We start from the raw sequence: 14812 nt of genomic DNA, 5'->3' as shown, positions 1-14812 counted from the left end.
CCGGAGTGTCTGGCGACGACTCCGGCGTTGCTCAATGCCGTGCAGCTTGTCGTCAGGCATGCGTCAGAGGCGCAGGGGCATGATCACGTGGCGGGCCTGCTCGCCGTCGTGTTCCTGCACCAGGCAGCTGGACTGCGCGTCGCGCAGGCTCAGCCGGGCCTGGTCGCCGCGCAGCGCGGACAGCGCGTCCAGCAGATACCCGACGTTGAAGCCCACCGCGAGATCGGAGACGTGGGTGTCGGCCTCGACTTCCTCCACGGCCTCTTCCTGCTCGGGGTTGTGCGCCACGATGCGAAGCTTGCCCGGCGACAGTTCCAGCTTCACGCCCCGGTACTTCTCGTTGGACAGGATCGCGGCACGCTGCAGGGCACCGCGCAGCACCTCGCGATCCAGCGTGGCGGTCTTGTCCGCACCCAGCGGGATCACGGCCTCATAGTCGGGGAAGCGGCCGTCGATCAGCTTGGAAGTGAAGGTGACTCCGCCCCGGCGCACGCGCAGGTGGTTGCGGCCGAACTCCAGCTCCACCTCGCCTTCGCCAGGCTCCAGCAGCCCGATCAGCTCGTTGACGCCCTTGCGCGGAATGATGATCTGGCGGCGCGCCTGCACCGAAGTCGCCAGGCTGGTTTCCTTCATCGCGAGCCGGTGGCCGTCGGTGGCCACGCAGCGCAGGCTGTGTTCCTGCAGGTCCAGCAGCATGCCGTTCAAGTAGTAGCGCACGTCCTGGTTTGCCATCGCGAACGCGGTGCGCTCCATCAGGTCACGCAGCACCTCTTCCGGCAGGCTGACCTTTTCCACCAGCTCGATCGAGTCGACCGTGGGAAATTCGCTGGCCGGCAGCGTGGTCAAGGTGAAGCGGCTCCGCCCGGCGTTCAGCGCCACGCGATCGCCATTGAGCTTCAGCTCGATCGTGGCGCCGTCCGGCAACGCACGCACGATATCGAAGAACTTGCGCGCGGGAATGGTGATCTCGCCATCAACCAGCTTGTCTGCCGGCGTGGTGGCGACCATCTCGACTTCGAGGTCGGTACCTGTCAACGACAGCTGGCCATCCGTGACCTTCACCAGCAGGTTGGCCAGCACCGGCAGGGTCTGGCGGCGTTCCACCACGCCCACGACCTGTTGCAACGGCTTGAGCAGAGCTTCTCGTTGGATGCTGAATTGCATGTCTGCGCGTCCCCTATGCCTGCTGTTCTGTCTTTGAAAGAAAGTTGGTAGTGGTTGTAGGCGGCGTGGATAACTTTTCCACGCGATTTAATCTTTTTAAATCAACATCTTGCATCGAAATTCGGGTGTGCGGAAAGCGGTGCCTTCGAGGTGGGCGGAATGTGGATAACTTGCCCTCGTCCTTCATCCACTCATTATCCACAGCTTCCCGCCCAGCTTATCAAGAACTTGTGCGCATGCCGGGCGAAAAACTCAACCGGTAAGGGTGCGGATCAGCTGTTCCCAGTCCTGGCGCATGCGCGCGTCGGCCTCGCACAGCTTCTTGATGGTGCGGCAGGCGTGCAGCACCGTGGTGTGGTCGCGGCCGCCGAAAGCCTCGCCGATCTCGGGCAGGCTGTGGTCGGTGAGCTCCTTGGACAGCGCCATCGCCATCTGCCGCGGTCGGGCCAGCGAACGCACGCGCCGCTTGGAAAGCAGGTCCTGCAGGCGCACGTTGAAGTATTCGGCAGTGATCTTCTGGATGTTCGGCACCGTCACGGCCTGGGCGTGGGTGGCCAGCAGGTCGCGCAGGGTTTCCTCGGCGAAATCGGTGGTGATCGGCTTGCCATAGAAATTCGCGCGCGCCGCCAGCGTGTTCAGCGCACCCTCGAGGTCGCGCACATTGGAGCGGATGCGCTTGGCCAGCAGCATCGCCACGTGTTCGTCCACCGCCACGCCCTTGTCGTGCGCCTTGGCCAGCAGGATCGCCGCGCGCGTCTCGAAATCCGGTGGCTCGATCGCCACGCTGAGGCCCCAGCCGAGGCGCGATTTCAGCCGCGGCTCCAGCTTGTCCACTTCCTTGGGGTAGCGGTCGCAGGTGAGGATGATCTGCTGCTTGGACTCGAACAGCGCGTTGAAGGTGTGGAAGAACTCCTCCTGCGTGGTGTCCTTGCCGGCGAAGAACTGGATGTCGTCGATCAGCAGCGCATCCACCGAGCGGAAGCGCAACTTGAACTGGTCCATGCTCTTGGTGCGCAACGCCTCGATCATCGCGCCCACGAACTGCTCCGAGCGCAGGTACAGCACCTTGCAGGCGGGGTTGTTCTGCCGCATCAGGTTGCCGGCGGCATGCATCAGGTGGGTCTTGCCAAGGCCGGTACCGCCGTACAGCAGCAGCGGGTTGTAGGCGCGTCCGGGGTTCTGCGCCACCTGCATCGCGGCAGCCTTGCCGAGCTGGTTGGACTTGCCCTCGACAAAGGTCTCGAAGGTGTAGTGCGGATCGAGGTTGTGGTTGAAGGCCGGCGCGGGTGCCGCGGCGGGCGCAGCCACCGTGGCGGCACGGGGTGTCGCGACGGGCTTGGCGGCGGCGCGCGGCGCGCTGGAACCCACTTCCAGCCGCACCGGCAAGGCGCGGCCGGCCAGCTGGCCCAGCAGCAGGGTGATCTGCGGCAGGTAACGCTCGCGCACCGTGTCCAGCGTGTACGGGTTGGGCGCGAACAGGGCCAGCCCGGTGTCGTCCTCGCGGGCCTGCAGCGGCATCAGCCAGGTGTGCAGATCCTCGGCGCTCAATTCGCCTTCCAGACGCTCCAGACAGCGCCGCCACAACTCACTCATGAATGTTTCTCGTCCACAGGCAGGGGCGCTTGCGCGCGGGGTGGACGGACTAGTCTAGCAGCACGCTCCGGCCTGCCGATCCCCGATCCGCCCACACGGATATCCACAGGCCGCGACCCGGCCCGCCGCGAGGCAAACCGCGCCGATTTGACATCGCGACCCTGCGCCCCGCATAATTTCCAACCTTTTTATCCACATACCATTCCCTTCGGAGCAATGCCATGAAGCGGACCTTCCAGCCCAGCAAGCTCAAGCGCGCCCGCACCCACGGCTTCCGTGCCCGCATGGCCACCGCCGACGGTCGCAAAGTCCTCAACGCCCGCCGCGCCAAGGGCCGCAAGCGCCTGATCCCGTAAGCGGATCGCTCGTGATGCGCCCCGCCGGCCTGCCGCGCGAACTGCGGCTGCGTCTGGCCGGCGACTTCGCAGCGTTGCGCACGAGCAGCGGTCGCCTCGGCGGCCGCTGTTTTCATTTGCGCTACCGACCCAATGGACTGACCCACGCGCGGCTGGGCCTGGCGATCTCCAAGCGGGTGTCCAAGCGCGCGGTCGAGCGCAACCGCCTGAAGCGCCTGCTGCGCGAATCCTTCCGTCGCATCCGCGACCAGCTGCCGCCGGTGGATCTGGTGGTGACGGCGCGCGAGCAGGCCGCCGGCCTGCCTGGCGCAGAGCTGCTGGCGGACGCCGAGGCGCTGTGGCGGCGTCTCGCGGCGATCCGCCCGGGGCCGCCGGCTGCCGCCGCGCCCGCGGCATCCGCTCCGCACCATTGATGCCGATGGATGCCGCCGCCACAATCGCGTGTTGACCTTCCCCTTTCGCCAGTGGCCACGTGCCGCGTGACGTCGTCCGGATCCGTGACCTGATGAACCAAACACGCAACTTCCTCCTGTTCGCCCTGCTCGCCGTGGCCTACCTGCTGTTCATGGCCTGGGAGAAGGACTACATGGCGCCGCCGGCTCCGGCTGCCGGCAGCAGCGTCGCGAACGCGGCCAGCACGCCGGGTGTGCCGAATACCCAGTCCGGCACGCCGGCGATCAGCAATGCCGGTGGCGCCGGCAGCAGCGCATCCGCCACGCTGGTCACCGTCAGCACCGATGTGCTGCGCCTCGCCATCGACACCCGCGGCGGCAGCCTCGTACAGGCGCAGCTGCTGGATTACCCGGTGGCGCCGCGCACGCACAAGGATCCGAACCCCGCGCCGGTCACCCTGTTCGACAACAGCGACACGCACTACTTCGTGGCGCAGAACGGCCTGGTCAGCAGCAGCGATCCCGCGGCGGCGGACCAGCCCAACCATCTCGCCGTGTTCCAGGCTGCGCAGACCAGCTACACGCTGGCCCCTGGTCAGAACGAACTGGATGTGCCGCTGACCTGGCAGGACGCCAAGGGCCTCAAGGTCACCAAGACCTACCGCTTCATCCGCGGCAGCTACGTGATCGCGCTTGACCAGAAGATCGCCAACGGCGACAGCGCGCCATGGCAGGGCAATGCCTACACCCAGCTGCTGCGCACCGAGCCGCCGCACACCGGCAACTGGCTGCAGAACATCTCCAATCCCGAGTCGCGCAGCTTCCAGGGCGCGGCCTGGTACACCGGCGAGAAGTTCGAGAAGCTGTCGTTCAAGGACTTCGCCGAACCCAAGGACACGCTCAACGCCGACTTCAAGGGCGGCTGGGCGGCGATGCTCAGGCTGTACTTCTTCGCCGCGTGGATTCCGCCGGCCGGCGAGACAGCGCACTACGCCACCGACACGGTGGACCCGGGCAGCGCACACCCGCGCTACCTGATCCGCGCGATCGGTCCCACGCTCAGCGTGGCACCGGGGCAGAGCGTGGATGCCACGGCGCGCCTGTACGTCGGACCCAACCGGCAGGGCCAGCTGGATGCGGTGGCGCCTGGGCTGGACCTCACCATCGACTACGGCATGTTCAAGGCGATCGCCGTGCCGATGCACGGCATCCTCTCGTTCTTCCACTCCATCGTGAAGAACTGGGGCCTCGCGATCATCCTGCTGGTGCTCGCGATCAAGGGCGTCACGTGGAAGCTCACGGCGATGCAGTACCGCTCCAGCGCCAAGATGCGCAAGCTGATGCCGCGCGTGCAGGCGCTCAAGGAGCGCTACGGCGACGACAAGGCGAAGCTGCAGCAGGCGCAGATGGAGCTGTACAAGAAGGAGAAGGTCAACCCCATGGCGGGTTGCTTCCCGGTGCTGATCACCCTGCCGGTGTTCTACGGCCTGTTCTACGTGCTGGAGTACTCGCTGGAGCTGCGCCACGCGCCGTTCCTGTGGATGCCCGACCTCAGCGCGCCCGATCCGTACTACATCCTGCCGGTGATCTACGCGCTGGTGATGCTGGGCACGCAGTGGCTGAACCCGGCCGCGGCGGGCATGGACCCCACCCAAGCGAAGATGATGAAGGTGATGCCGCTGCTGTTCACCGTGATGTTCGCCTTCTTCCCCGCGGGCCTGTGCCTCTACTACGCGGTGAACGGCCTGGTGGGCCTGGGCCAGCAGTGGTGGATCACCCACCACGTGGATCGCGAGGAGGCGGCGGCCAAGGCGGCCTGATGCGTGGTCTTTGCGATCATCCATGATCGCGAGAATCAAACGGCCGCGCCGGGCAACCGCCGCGGCCGTGTCTGTTTATCCTCTCCTGCGTGGAGCGGGCCGGCGGTCCGCGCCGTATCGTGTGTCCCGCCACCCCTTCCTTCGCCGGGATGACGTTCCCGCAAAATCCGGAACCTCGCGTCTACCTCCCACAGCATGAGTGCAGCCACCGACACCATCGCCGCCATCGCCAGCGCACCCGGCGCCGCCGGCGTGGGCGTGTTGCGCGTGTCCGGGCCGCGGGTGCCGGCCATCGCGCAGGCCCTGCTGGGCCGCGCACCGCGCCCGCGCCATGCGCACTTCGCCAGTTTCCATGATGCGCAGGGCGAGCCGATCGACCACGGCCTGCTGCTGCACTTCCCCGCCCCGGCCTCCTACACCGGCGAGCACGTGCTGGAATTGCAAGGGCATGGCAGCCCGGTGCTGCTCGACGCGCTGCTGCGCCGCATCTGCGAACTCGGCGCGCGGCTGGCGCGTCCCGGCGAATTCACCGAGCGTGCCTTCCTCAACGGCAAGCTCGACCTGGCGCAGGCCGAGGCCGTGGCCGACCTGATCGCCGCCCGCTCGCAGGCCGGTGCGCGCGCCGCGTTGCGCTCGATGGACGGCGTCTTCTCGCGTCGCGTCGACGCGCTGTTGCAGTCATTGATCACGCTGCGCGTGCACATCGAGGCCGCGATCGACTTCCCCGAGGAGGAGATCGACTTCCTCGCCGATCCGGCCATCGCGCAGCAGCTCGAAAGCCTGCGCACGCAACTCGCCGAACTGCTGCGCGAAGCGCAACGCGGCCTGCGCCTCAACGACGGCCTGCGCGTGGCCATCGTCGGCCGCCCCAATGCCGGCAAGTCCAGCCTGTTGAATGCGCTCGCCGGCAGCGACCGCGCCATCGTCACCGCCATCGCCGGCACCACCCGCGACGTGTTGCGCGAAAGCGTGGCGCTGGACGGCATCGCGCTGGAACTCGCCGACACCGCCGGCCTGCGCGACACCGACGACGAAGTCGAGCGCGAAGGCGTGCGCCGCGCCCACGGCGAACTCGCCCGCGCCGACGCGGCCCTGCTCGTCACCGACGCCGATCACGCCGAAGCCGACCTCGCCCTGTTCGACGCCCTGCCCGCCGGCGCCGCACGCGTGGTGCTGGTCAACAAGATCGATCTCGCCCACGCCGCGCCGCACGCGGAAACCCGCGACGGCATCCACTGGCTGTGGGCCTCCGCGAAAACCGGCGCCGGCCTAGCCGCCCTGCGCGACCACCTCAAGCAACTCGCCGGCGCCGGCAGCGGCGAAGGCGCGTTCAGCGCACGTCGCCGCCACGTGCTCGCGCTGGAAACCGTGCGCGAACATCTCGCCCGCACCGCCCATGCCCTCGCCACCATCCGCGCTGGCGAACTCGCCGCCGAGGAACTGCGCCAGGCCCAGCACGCATTGGGCGAGATCACCGGTGCCTACACCAGTGACGATTTGCTGGGAGCGATCTTTGGTTCGTTCTGCATCGGGAAGTGACATCGGTATTTAGGAAGCATCCGCTCAGGGCACGATCAATCGCAGGAACGGATGGGCAACACAGGCTTCGGCGCATCTTGCGGGACTGCTAAGCTTGCACGGAGGGGGCGCCGCCATGAGCCAGGAAGGACAGTTACTCGACAAGAAATCGCTGCGCTCGGTGGCGGGCAAGACAGCCGATTGGAAAGAGCTGGCCAAGGACTGCGTAGCTTTCGCCAATGCCTCGGGCGGCCACCTGCTGATCGGCATCGAAGACGACCAGGGCGAACCTCCCGCCGATCAACGCATTCCTGGTGATCTGGCCGACCTCATCCGGCGCAAAGTCGCCGAATGCACGGTCAATGCCGTCGTACTGCCGGAAACCGTCACGGCGCCCAATGGCGGCCAATACATCGACCTGCGCATTCCCCGTTCCGTCGCCGTGGCCTCAACCACCGACGGCCGCTACTTCCTGCGTGTCGCCGATCAAAGCAAACCGGTAACCGGTGACGACGTACTGCGTCTGGCTACCGAACGCGCAGCCTTGCCGTGGGAAACCCAGACCACGCTGCTCATTCCCCGATCCGAGGTCGATCCGGAAACCTGCGAACGGCTGATCGCCGCGCTGCGTGCATCCGACCGCGTCAAACCGTCGATCAAGGAAAAGACGATCGATGAAACGCTGGACCACTATCAGCTTGCGCATGGCCCTTATCTGACGCATCTGGGCATCCTGTGCCTTGGCCAACAACGCCATCGTGCCCAATTGCCGTGCGCGCCCGTCATCCAGTTCATCAAGTACGACGCCCACGGCCTGAAGGTGAACAAGCTGGTCTGGGACGACTACACCCAGAACCCGATGACCCTGATCGATAGCGTTTGGCAAACCATTCCTGATTTTCGCGAACGCTACGAACTGCCCGACGGCCTCTATCGTCAGCAACTGCCTGCGTTCGACGAGGTGGTGGTGCGCGAACTGCTGGTCAACGCGCTCGTGCATCGTCCCTACACCCAGCGCGGCGACATCTTCCTCAATCTGCATCCGGATCGCCTGGAGGTCGTCAATCCAGGGCCGCTGCCGCTGGGGGTGACACCGCAAAACGTGCTGCACACCACCGTGCGCCGCAACGAGCACTTGGCTCGGCTGTTCCACGACCTGAAGCTGATGGAACGCGAAGGCAGCGGCTTCGACAAGATGTACGAAGTCCTGCTTTCGCAGGGGCGCCAGGTGCCAGAGGTGACGGAGGCCTTCGATCGCGTCCAGGTCACCGTGCGTCGACGCATTCCCAGGCCCGAAATCATCGACTTCATCGCCAAGGCGGACCAGACCTACCAGCTCACCCAGCGCGAGCGCATCACTCTCGGCATGTTGGCGCAGCACGACGCCATGACCGCACGCGAACTGGTGTCGATGCTGGAACTGTCATCGGCGGATGCCCTCTCTCCGTGGCTCCATCGTCTTGCGGATTGGGGCATCGTGCAAAGTGCCGGCCGCACCCAGGCCACCCGCTATTTCATCGATCCGCAATTGCTGCGCAGCCTGCAGTTCTCCGCGGAAACCACATTGAAGCGCATCGAGCCGCATCGCCTGTCAGCGCTGATCCTCGAAGACCTTCGCCGCTACCCACGTTCGGCCATTGGCGACATCCACCAACGCATCGGCGAGGAAATCCATCCGCGTCAGGTCAAGCGCACACTGGACACGCTCATCGCCCACGGCGAAGTTCGATTCGAGGGCGATCGACGATGGCGGCGTTACTGGGCCATGTCATAGGCATCTATGCGACAAACGCCAGACTATCTCCCCATAAAACTCGATACCGCTGGGCGATACGCAAGAAAAATGCTTTCCAATCAAATGGCTGTATCGACCCATCCAAGGCGAACCGGTCGATAGACTCTCGACCCTTTGCAGGGCACCACCGCATCAAGCCCACGATGCTGGTGATGACGAAGAAGGCCTGCGGCACGGCGTCGGCGTACAGGCGGCTATCCAGGAACACGAGGGCGAACAGGCCGCAGCCCACGATGCCCGTCCACCAGGTGTGCACGCTGTTGCGCCCGGCCAGGAGGATGGATGCGCCGGCCAGCAGGTTGGCGGCGATCTCCAGCAGGCTCATGCGCGGGATGGGTCCGCGAGGAATGCATCCAGTTCGGTTTGCCGTGGCATGCCCGCTTGCGCACCCAGCCGGGTCACCGACAGTGCAGCGGCGGCGCAGGCCTTGCCCACGGCTTGCGGCAGGCCTTCGCCGAGGAACACCGCCAGCGCGCCGTTGAAGGTGTCGCCGGCGCCGGTGGTGTCCATCACTTCGACGGCGAAGCCAGGCTGGTGCCGTGGTTCGGGGTGCGCGTCGTCGCGGTACCACGCGCCATCGCCGCCGCGGGTGAGCACCACGGGGCACGGCGCGCGGCGCATCAGCTCGCGGAAGTCCGTTTGCGCGTCTTCGCCGAGTGCCGTGGCGAGTTCGTGCTGGTTGGGTATGAGGTAGCTGGCCAGTGGCAGCCATTCACGCGGCAGCTGTTGCGCGGGCGCGGGATTGAGGATGACGGGCACGCCGAGCCTGCGGCCGAGGTGCAACGCGGCTTCGACGGCATCCAGCGGAATTTCCAGCTGCACCAGCACGGCGTCGGCATGCGCGATGGTTTCACGCGCGGCTCCCACCTGCGCCGGGGTAACGCGTGCATTCGCGGCGGGCACCACGATGATCTGGTTCTCGCCTTCGGCCACGGTGATCGAGGCGCTGCCGCTGCCCACGTCGTCGAGTCGCGCGACATGGGCAAGATCGATGCCCTCCTTCGCCAGGCCCTGATGCAACTGGTCGCCGAAGGCGTCGCGGCCCAGCGCGCCGACCATCGCCACTGCGGCGCCCAGTCGCGCGGCGGCCACCGCCTGGTTGGCGCCCTTGCCGCCGTGGGCGGTGAGGAAACGATGGCCGAGCAGGGTCTCGCCCGGGCCGGGAAAGCGCGGCGCGAGCGTGACCAGGTCCATGTTGATGCTGCCGACGACGACGATGCGGGTCATGCGTTCCTCTTGCCACGAAGGGTGTCGCGGAAGGGCAAGAGTAAACGCCGTGGCGGGTGGTGTGGAGTCCGCGAGGCCTTGCCACCGCGGTGCGCCGCCGTGACGAAATGCTTTCGCGCGGTTGGCTCCTCGCCTTGGCCTTCTTCTTCGCGGCTGGCTTCAATCGTCGAAGTTGCTGCGCAGCAGCTCCTCCACGTCCCTGCCGCGGCCGGCGAGCACGGCCTTGGCGGAGTACAGCGCGGTGTGCAGCACCTGGCCCGGTTCGATCTTCGGCGGCATCACCAGTTCGTAGCGGTTGACCTTGACGTCGAGCAGCGCGGGACCGGGCTGGGCCAGCAGGTCGCGCACCGCGTCCTCCAGTTCGCCGGCCTGTTCCACGCGGCGGGCGTGGAAGCCGATCGCCTCGGCCACTTTCGCGAAGTCGGGGTTCTTGAGGTCGGTGTAGCTGTCGAGCAGGCCGTCCACCTTCTGCTCCATCTCGACGAAGCCCAGCGAGCCGTTGTCGTACACCACCACCTTGATCGGCAGCCGTTCCTGGATCGCGGTGAGCAGGTCGCCGAGCAGCATGGCGAGGCCGCCGTCGCCGCTCAGCGCGATCACCTGCCGGCCGGGGAAGGCCTTCTGGATGCCCAGCGCCGAGGGCATCGCGTTGGCCATCGTGCCGTGCACCAGGCTGGTCAGGGTGCGCCGCCTGCCGTTGCTGCGGATGTGCCGCAGCAGCCACACCATCGGGCTGCCGCCGTCGGCGGTGAAGGCCGCATCTTCCGCCGCATGCAGGTCGATCAGGCGGGTGAGGTATTGCGGGTGGATCAGGCCGTCCTTGCCGGGATGCTCCTGCGCGGCCAGCTGCTGCAGGGTCTTCTCGCGGCGTTCGCGGCAGTTGCGCAGGAAGGCGTTGTCCTCGCGCGCCTGCAGCCGCGGCAGCAGCGCCGCGAGCGTGGCCTGGATGTCGCCCGCCACGCCGAGGTCGACCGGGTGGCGGCGGCCGAGGTGGGTGGCGTCGCTGTCCACCTGGATCAGGGTGGCCTCGCCGGGGTAGAACTGGCTCCACGCGAAGTCCGCGCCGAGCAGCAGCAGGGTGTCGCAGGCGTCGATCGCGTGGAAGCCGGATTCCACGCCGAGGATGCCGGTCATGCCCATGTTGTACGGGTTGTCCGGCTCGATGAAATCCTTGGCGCGCGAGGTGTGCGCCACCGGTGCCTTCAGCTTGTCGGCCAGCGCCACCACCTCGCGTCCCGCGCCTTCGCAGCCGGAACCGCAATACAGCACGATGCGCTTGCTGGCGTTGAGCCGCGCGGCGATGGTGTCCAGCTCCGCATCGGAGGGCCGCAGCAGCGGCTGTGGATGGTGCGGGCGGAACGGCAGGCCCTCGTCCACCTCCATCGCCGCCATGTCGCCGGGCACGATCACCACCGCGGCGCCGCGCTTGTTCAGCGCCGCCTGCGCGGCCAGCGCGACTACCCGGCGCGCCTGCGCGGGCGTGTGGATAGGCTGGCAGAAGTGGCTGCAGGTGGCGTAGATGGCCTTGAGGTCCACTTCCTGCGGGAAATCCATGCCCAGCTGAGTGGTGGCGACCTGGGTGGCGATCAGCACCACCGGCGCGCGGTTGCGGTGCGCCTCGAACAGGCCGTTGATGAAGTGCAGGCTGCCCGGCCCGCAGGCGCCGGCGCAGGCGGCCAGCTCGCCGCTGAGCAGGGCGTCGCCACCCGCGGCCATCGCGCCGGCTTCCTCGTGGCGCATGTGGATCCACTCGATCGAACTGCGGCGGATCGCATCGGTGATGTGGTTGAGGGTGTCGCCGACAATGCCGTAGCAGCGCTTCACGCCGGCCTCCTGCAGGGTCTCGACGATGATGTCCGCGACTTTCTTCCGGGCCATGGGCGTGCTCCGCGAGCGGGGAAGCCACCGATTCAAAGTCATCGCGCGGAAATTCCGGGTGAAAGCGCCAAAAAAACGCCCGCCGAAAGGCGGGCATTCCGGTTCTTCAGGGCCGTGGCGCGACGTCAGGGCATGTGGCCGATGCCGGCGTCACCGGGCTCCAGCGCCGGCGCGGGACCGGCGACGGCGAGCAGGGACTGGGCGTAGCCGTCGCCGATGCTGAGCGTGGACACTTCGTCCCAGGCGAAGAACGAGGCCTGGCGCATCCATTCCGCGTCGGGGCTGAGCTCCTGCAGGTAGAAGCCGTCGTCGTCGACGCTGGCGAGGTGGCCGATGTAGCAGACCTCCTCTTCTTCCTCGGTGTCCACGTGCACGCCGATCACCGGCGACATCGCGCCGGCGGCCTGCACCGCCTCGCGGATCGAGTCCAGCGGGAAAGCGCGCGGCAGGCGCGGGGCGATGCCCTTCAGCGCCAGCGCCTTGGCCATGAAGGCATGGTGGCGTTCCGGCGACTCCAGCTCGGAGATGTCGCGGTGGCGCATCACGTAGATGCCGTCATCCGTGACGCCGTCGCCGACCACCCACAGCAGGATGAACTCGCGGCCCACGCCACCCACGTAACCGCAGAAGCTGCCGTGTTCCAGCTCGTTGCGCCACAGGCGCACCATGGTGTGTTGCTGCTGGGCCTCGCGCAGCTGGGCGCGCAGGCCATTGGTCTTGAACTCGAGGATCTTTGCCATAACGGGCCTATTTTAGCAGAGTCCCCCCTCCGCTTGTTCAGAGGATGTTTGCACTCAAGTTCGGCGAACATGAAGTCAAATTCGCCGAAAAAGCGAGTTTGGACATTTTTGTCGGCGGTTCGTGCCACGGCGGCGGCGAACCGCTCCGTGCTTCACTTCGCGCGCCGGCCTTACAGGATGTAGCGGCTGAGATCTTCGTTGCGGATCAGGGTTCCGAGGCTTTTGTCTACCTGCTCGGCGTCGATCAGGTATTTTTCGCCGGACTTGTCCGCGGCGTCATACGAGATCTTTTCCAGCAGCCGCTCCATCACCGTGTGCAGGCGGCGGGCGCCGATGTTCTCGGTGCGCTCGTTCACCTGGTAGGCCACCTCGGCCAGCCGGTCGATGCCGGAGTCGGTGAATTCCAGGGCCACGCCCTCGGTGCCGAGCAGGGCCACGTACTGCTTGGTGAGCGCGTTGTGCGGCTCGCGCAGGATGCGCTTGAAGTCGTCCACGCTGAGCGCGGACAGCTCCACCCGGATCGGCAGCCGGCCCTGCAGCTCGGGGATCAGGTCGGACGGCTTGGCCAGCGAAAACGCGCCCGAGGCGATGAACAGCATGTGGTCGGTCTTCAGCGGGCCGTACTTGGTGGAGACGGTGGAGCCTTCCACCAGCGGCAGCAGGTCGCGCTGCACGCCTTCGCGGCTGACGCCGGCGCCGCCCCATTCGGAGCGCTGCGCGATCTTGTCGATCTCGTCGAGGAAGACGATGCCGTTCTGCTCGGCGGCCTCCACTGCCTGGGCGCGGATCTCCTCGTCGTTGAGCAGCTTGGCGGCCTCCTCGTCGATCAGCAACGGGCGCGCCAGCTTGATCGCCAGCTTGCGGTGCTGGCTCTTGGCGCCGCCCAGGTTCTGGAACATCTGGCGCAACTGGGCGCCCATCTCCTCCATGCCGGGCGGCGACATGATCTCCACGCCCACGTTCATGGCGAAGTCCAGCTCGATCTCGCGCTCGTCCAGCGCGCCCTCGCGCAGCTGCTTGCGCAGCTTCTGGCGGGTATCGCTGTCGGTCGCCGGCGCGACCTGGTCGTGGCTCCAGTCGCTGGGCGCCTGCCGGCGTGGCAGCAGGGCGTCGAGGATGCGGTCCTCGGCGCGGTCCTCGGCCTGCGTGCGCACGCGCTTCATCGCCTGCTCGCGGGTGAGCTTGTAGGCCACGTCGGCGAGGTCGCGGATGATCGATTCCACGTCCTTGCCCACGTAGCCCACCTCGGTGAACTTGGTGGCCTCCACCTTCACGAACGGCGCGTTCGCCAGCGTGGCGAGGCGGCGCGCGATCTCGGTCTTGCCGACGCCGGTGGGGCCGATCATCAGGATGTTCTTGGGCGTGATCTCGTTGCGCATCGCCGGCTCCAGCTGCATGCGCCGCCAGCGGCTGCGCAGCGCCACCGCCACGGCGCGCTTGGCGTCGTGCTGGCCGATGATGTAGCGGTCGAGTTCGTTGACGATTTCGCGGGGGGTCAGTTCGGACATGGGCTTCGCCGGGAACGGGGAATGGGAAACAGGGAACGTCGGGCTTGAGGAAACGGGGAGGCTCACGTTCCCCGTTCCCCGTTCCCCGTTCCCGCTTCCAGTTCCTCGATCGTGGTGTTGTGGTTGGTGTAGATGCAGATGTCGCCGGCGATCTTCAGCGCCTTCTCCACGATGGCGCGGGCGTCGAGCTCGCTGTTCTCCATCAGCGCCAGCGCGGCGGACTGCGCGTAGGGGCCGCCGGAACCGATCGCGATCAGGCCGTGTTCCGGCTCCAGCACGTCGCCGTTGCCGGAGATCAGCAGCGAGGCCTCCTTGTCGGCCACCGCCAGCATCGCTTCGAGGCGGCCGAGGCGGCGGTCGGTGCGCCATTCCTTGGCCATTTCCACCGCGGCGCGGGTGAGGTTGCCGCCGTGCTTGTCCAGCTTCTGCTCGAACAGCTCGAACAGGGTGAAGGCGTCGGCGGTGGCGCCGGCGAAACCGGCCAGCACGTCGGCGTTCTTGCCGAGCCGGCGGATCTTGCGCGCGTTCGCCTTCATCACCGTGTTGCCGAAGGTGACCTGGCCGTCGCCGCCGATCACGACCTTGCCGTTGCGGCGCACGCTGATGATGGTGGTGGCGTGGAAGGATTCCATAAAAGCTCCAAGGTTGAGCGAACCAGATGGGGTCAGCTTGCGGGAGCTTCAATGCGGAACAAACCCGCCCAGCACGTTCGCCTCCTCTCCCCTGCGGGGAGAGGATTGAGGTGAGGGGCCAATCTTGCGGGGAACCTCGTCGAAGTCCGCTTCAACAACCAGTGCTTGCGCAAGCACCCACCCTTCATC

General features: G+C 66.9%; 13 protein-coding genes. 5 read left to right on the top strand and 8 right to left on the bottom strand.

Going from position 1 to position 14812, the window contains the following annotated elements:
• Positions 1–63: 63 nt before the first annotated feature.
• A complete protein-coding gene (gene dnaN, locus ABQJ56_RS12870; protein WP_367845411.1) occupies positions 64–1164 on the bottom strand; it encodes a DNA polymerase III subunit beta in 1101 nt (366 codons plus the stop codon).
• A 252-nt stretch (positions 1165–1416) separates the two neighbouring features.
• The gene (gene dnaA / locus ABQJ56_RS12865) at positions 1417–2757 is read right to left on the bottom strand and encodes a chromosomal replication initiator protein DnaA (RefSeq protein WP_367845410.1); all 1341 of its coding nucleotides are present in this window, start codon (positions 2755–2757) and stop codon (positions 1417–1419) included.
• A gap of 221 nt (positions 2758–2978) precedes the next feature.
• On the opposite strand from dnaA, the gene rpmH reads away from it, so the two are divergent.
• From rpmH to ABQJ56_RS12840, 5 genes are all read left to right on the top strand, one after another.
• Positions 2979–3113 carry a 50S ribosomal protein L34 gene (gene rpmH, locus ABQJ56_RS12860; RefSeq protein WP_007510029.1) on the top strand — a complete coding sequence of 45 codons (135 nt, stop codon included), beginning with the start codon at positions 2979–2981 and terminating at the stop codon, positions 3111–3113.
• 14 nt (positions 3114–3127) lie between these two features.
• Positions 3128–3526, top strand: coding sequence for a ribonuclease P protein component (gene rnpA, locus ABQJ56_RS12855; RefSeq protein WP_367845498.1), 399 nt, complete (start codon positions 3128–3130; stop codon positions 3524–3526).
• A 92-nt stretch (positions 3527–3618) separates the two neighbouring features.
• A complete protein-coding gene (gene yidC, locus ABQJ56_RS12850; protein WP_367845409.1) occupies positions 3619–5325 on the top strand; it encodes a membrane protein insertase YidC in 1707 nt (568 codons plus the stop codon).
• A 195-nt stretch (positions 5326–5520) separates the two neighbouring features.
• Positions 5521–6864, top strand: a complete 1344-nt coding sequence (gene mnmE / locus ABQJ56_RS12845; protein ID WP_367845408.1) for a tRNA uridine-5-carboxymethylaminomethyl(34) synthesis GTPase MnmE — start codon at positions 5521–5523, stop codon at positions 6862–6864.
• 115 nt (positions 6865–6979) lie between these two features.
• A complete protein-coding gene (locus ABQJ56_RS12840) occupies positions 6980–8617 on the top strand; it encodes an ATP-binding protein (protein ID WP_367845407.1) in 1638 nt (545 codons plus the stop codon).
• 4 nt (positions 8618–8621) lie between these two features.
• Here ABQJ56_RS12840 and ABQJ56_RS12835 read toward each other — a convergent pair whose 3' ends face one another.
• The 6 genes from ABQJ56_RS12835 to hslV all read right to left on the bottom strand — a co-directional run bounded on the left by ABQJ56_RS12835 (position 8622) and on the right by hslV (position 14623).
• Positions 8622–8963, bottom strand: coding sequence for a nicotinamide mononucleotide transporter (locus tag ABQJ56_RS12835; RefSeq protein WP_367845406.1), 342 nt, complete (start codon positions 8961–8963; stop codon positions 8622–8624).
• Entirely contained in the window at positions 8960–9865 is a 906-nt protein-coding gene (rbsK, locus tag ABQJ56_RS12830) for a ribokinase (RefSeq protein ID WP_367845405.1), read from the bottom strand. Before rbsK ends, ABQJ56_RS12835 begins: the two co-directional genes overlap by 4 nt.
• 159 nt (positions 9866–10024) lie before the next feature.
• Positions 10025–11743, bottom strand: coding sequence for a thiamine pyrophosphate-dependent enzyme (locus ABQJ56_RS12825; protein WP_367845404.1), 1719 nt, complete (start codon positions 11741–11743; stop codon positions 10025–10027).
• 125 nt (positions 11744–11868) lie between these two features.
• On the bottom strand, positions 11869–12483 hold the full coding sequence (locus ABQJ56_RS12820) for a hypothetical protein (protein ID WP_367845403.1): 615 nt from the start codon (positions 12481–12483) through the stop codon (positions 11869–11871).
• A gap of 170 nt (positions 12484–12653) precedes the next feature.
• A complete protein-coding gene (hslU, locus tag ABQJ56_RS12815; RefSeq protein ID WP_367845402.1) occupies positions 12654–13991 on the bottom strand; it encodes an ATP-dependent protease ATPase subunit HslU in 1338 nt (445 codons plus the stop codon).
• Between the two features lie 62 nt (positions 13992–14053).
• The gene (hslV, locus tag ABQJ56_RS12810; protein ID WP_367845401.1) at positions 14054–14623 is read right to left on the bottom strand and encodes an ATP-dependent protease subunit HslV; all 570 of its coding nucleotides are present in this window, start codon (positions 14621–14623) and stop codon (positions 14054–14056) included.
• Positions 14624–14812 lie beyond the last annotated feature (189 nt).

It is taken from the genome of Rhodanobacter geophilus, assembly GCF_040812275.1.
Lineage (GTDB): Bacteria > Pseudomonadota > Gammaproteobacteria > Xanthomonadales > Rhodanobacteraceae > Rhodanobacter_A > Rhodanobacter_A geophilus.
This window is presented reverse-complemented; position numbering and strand designations above follow the sequence as displayed.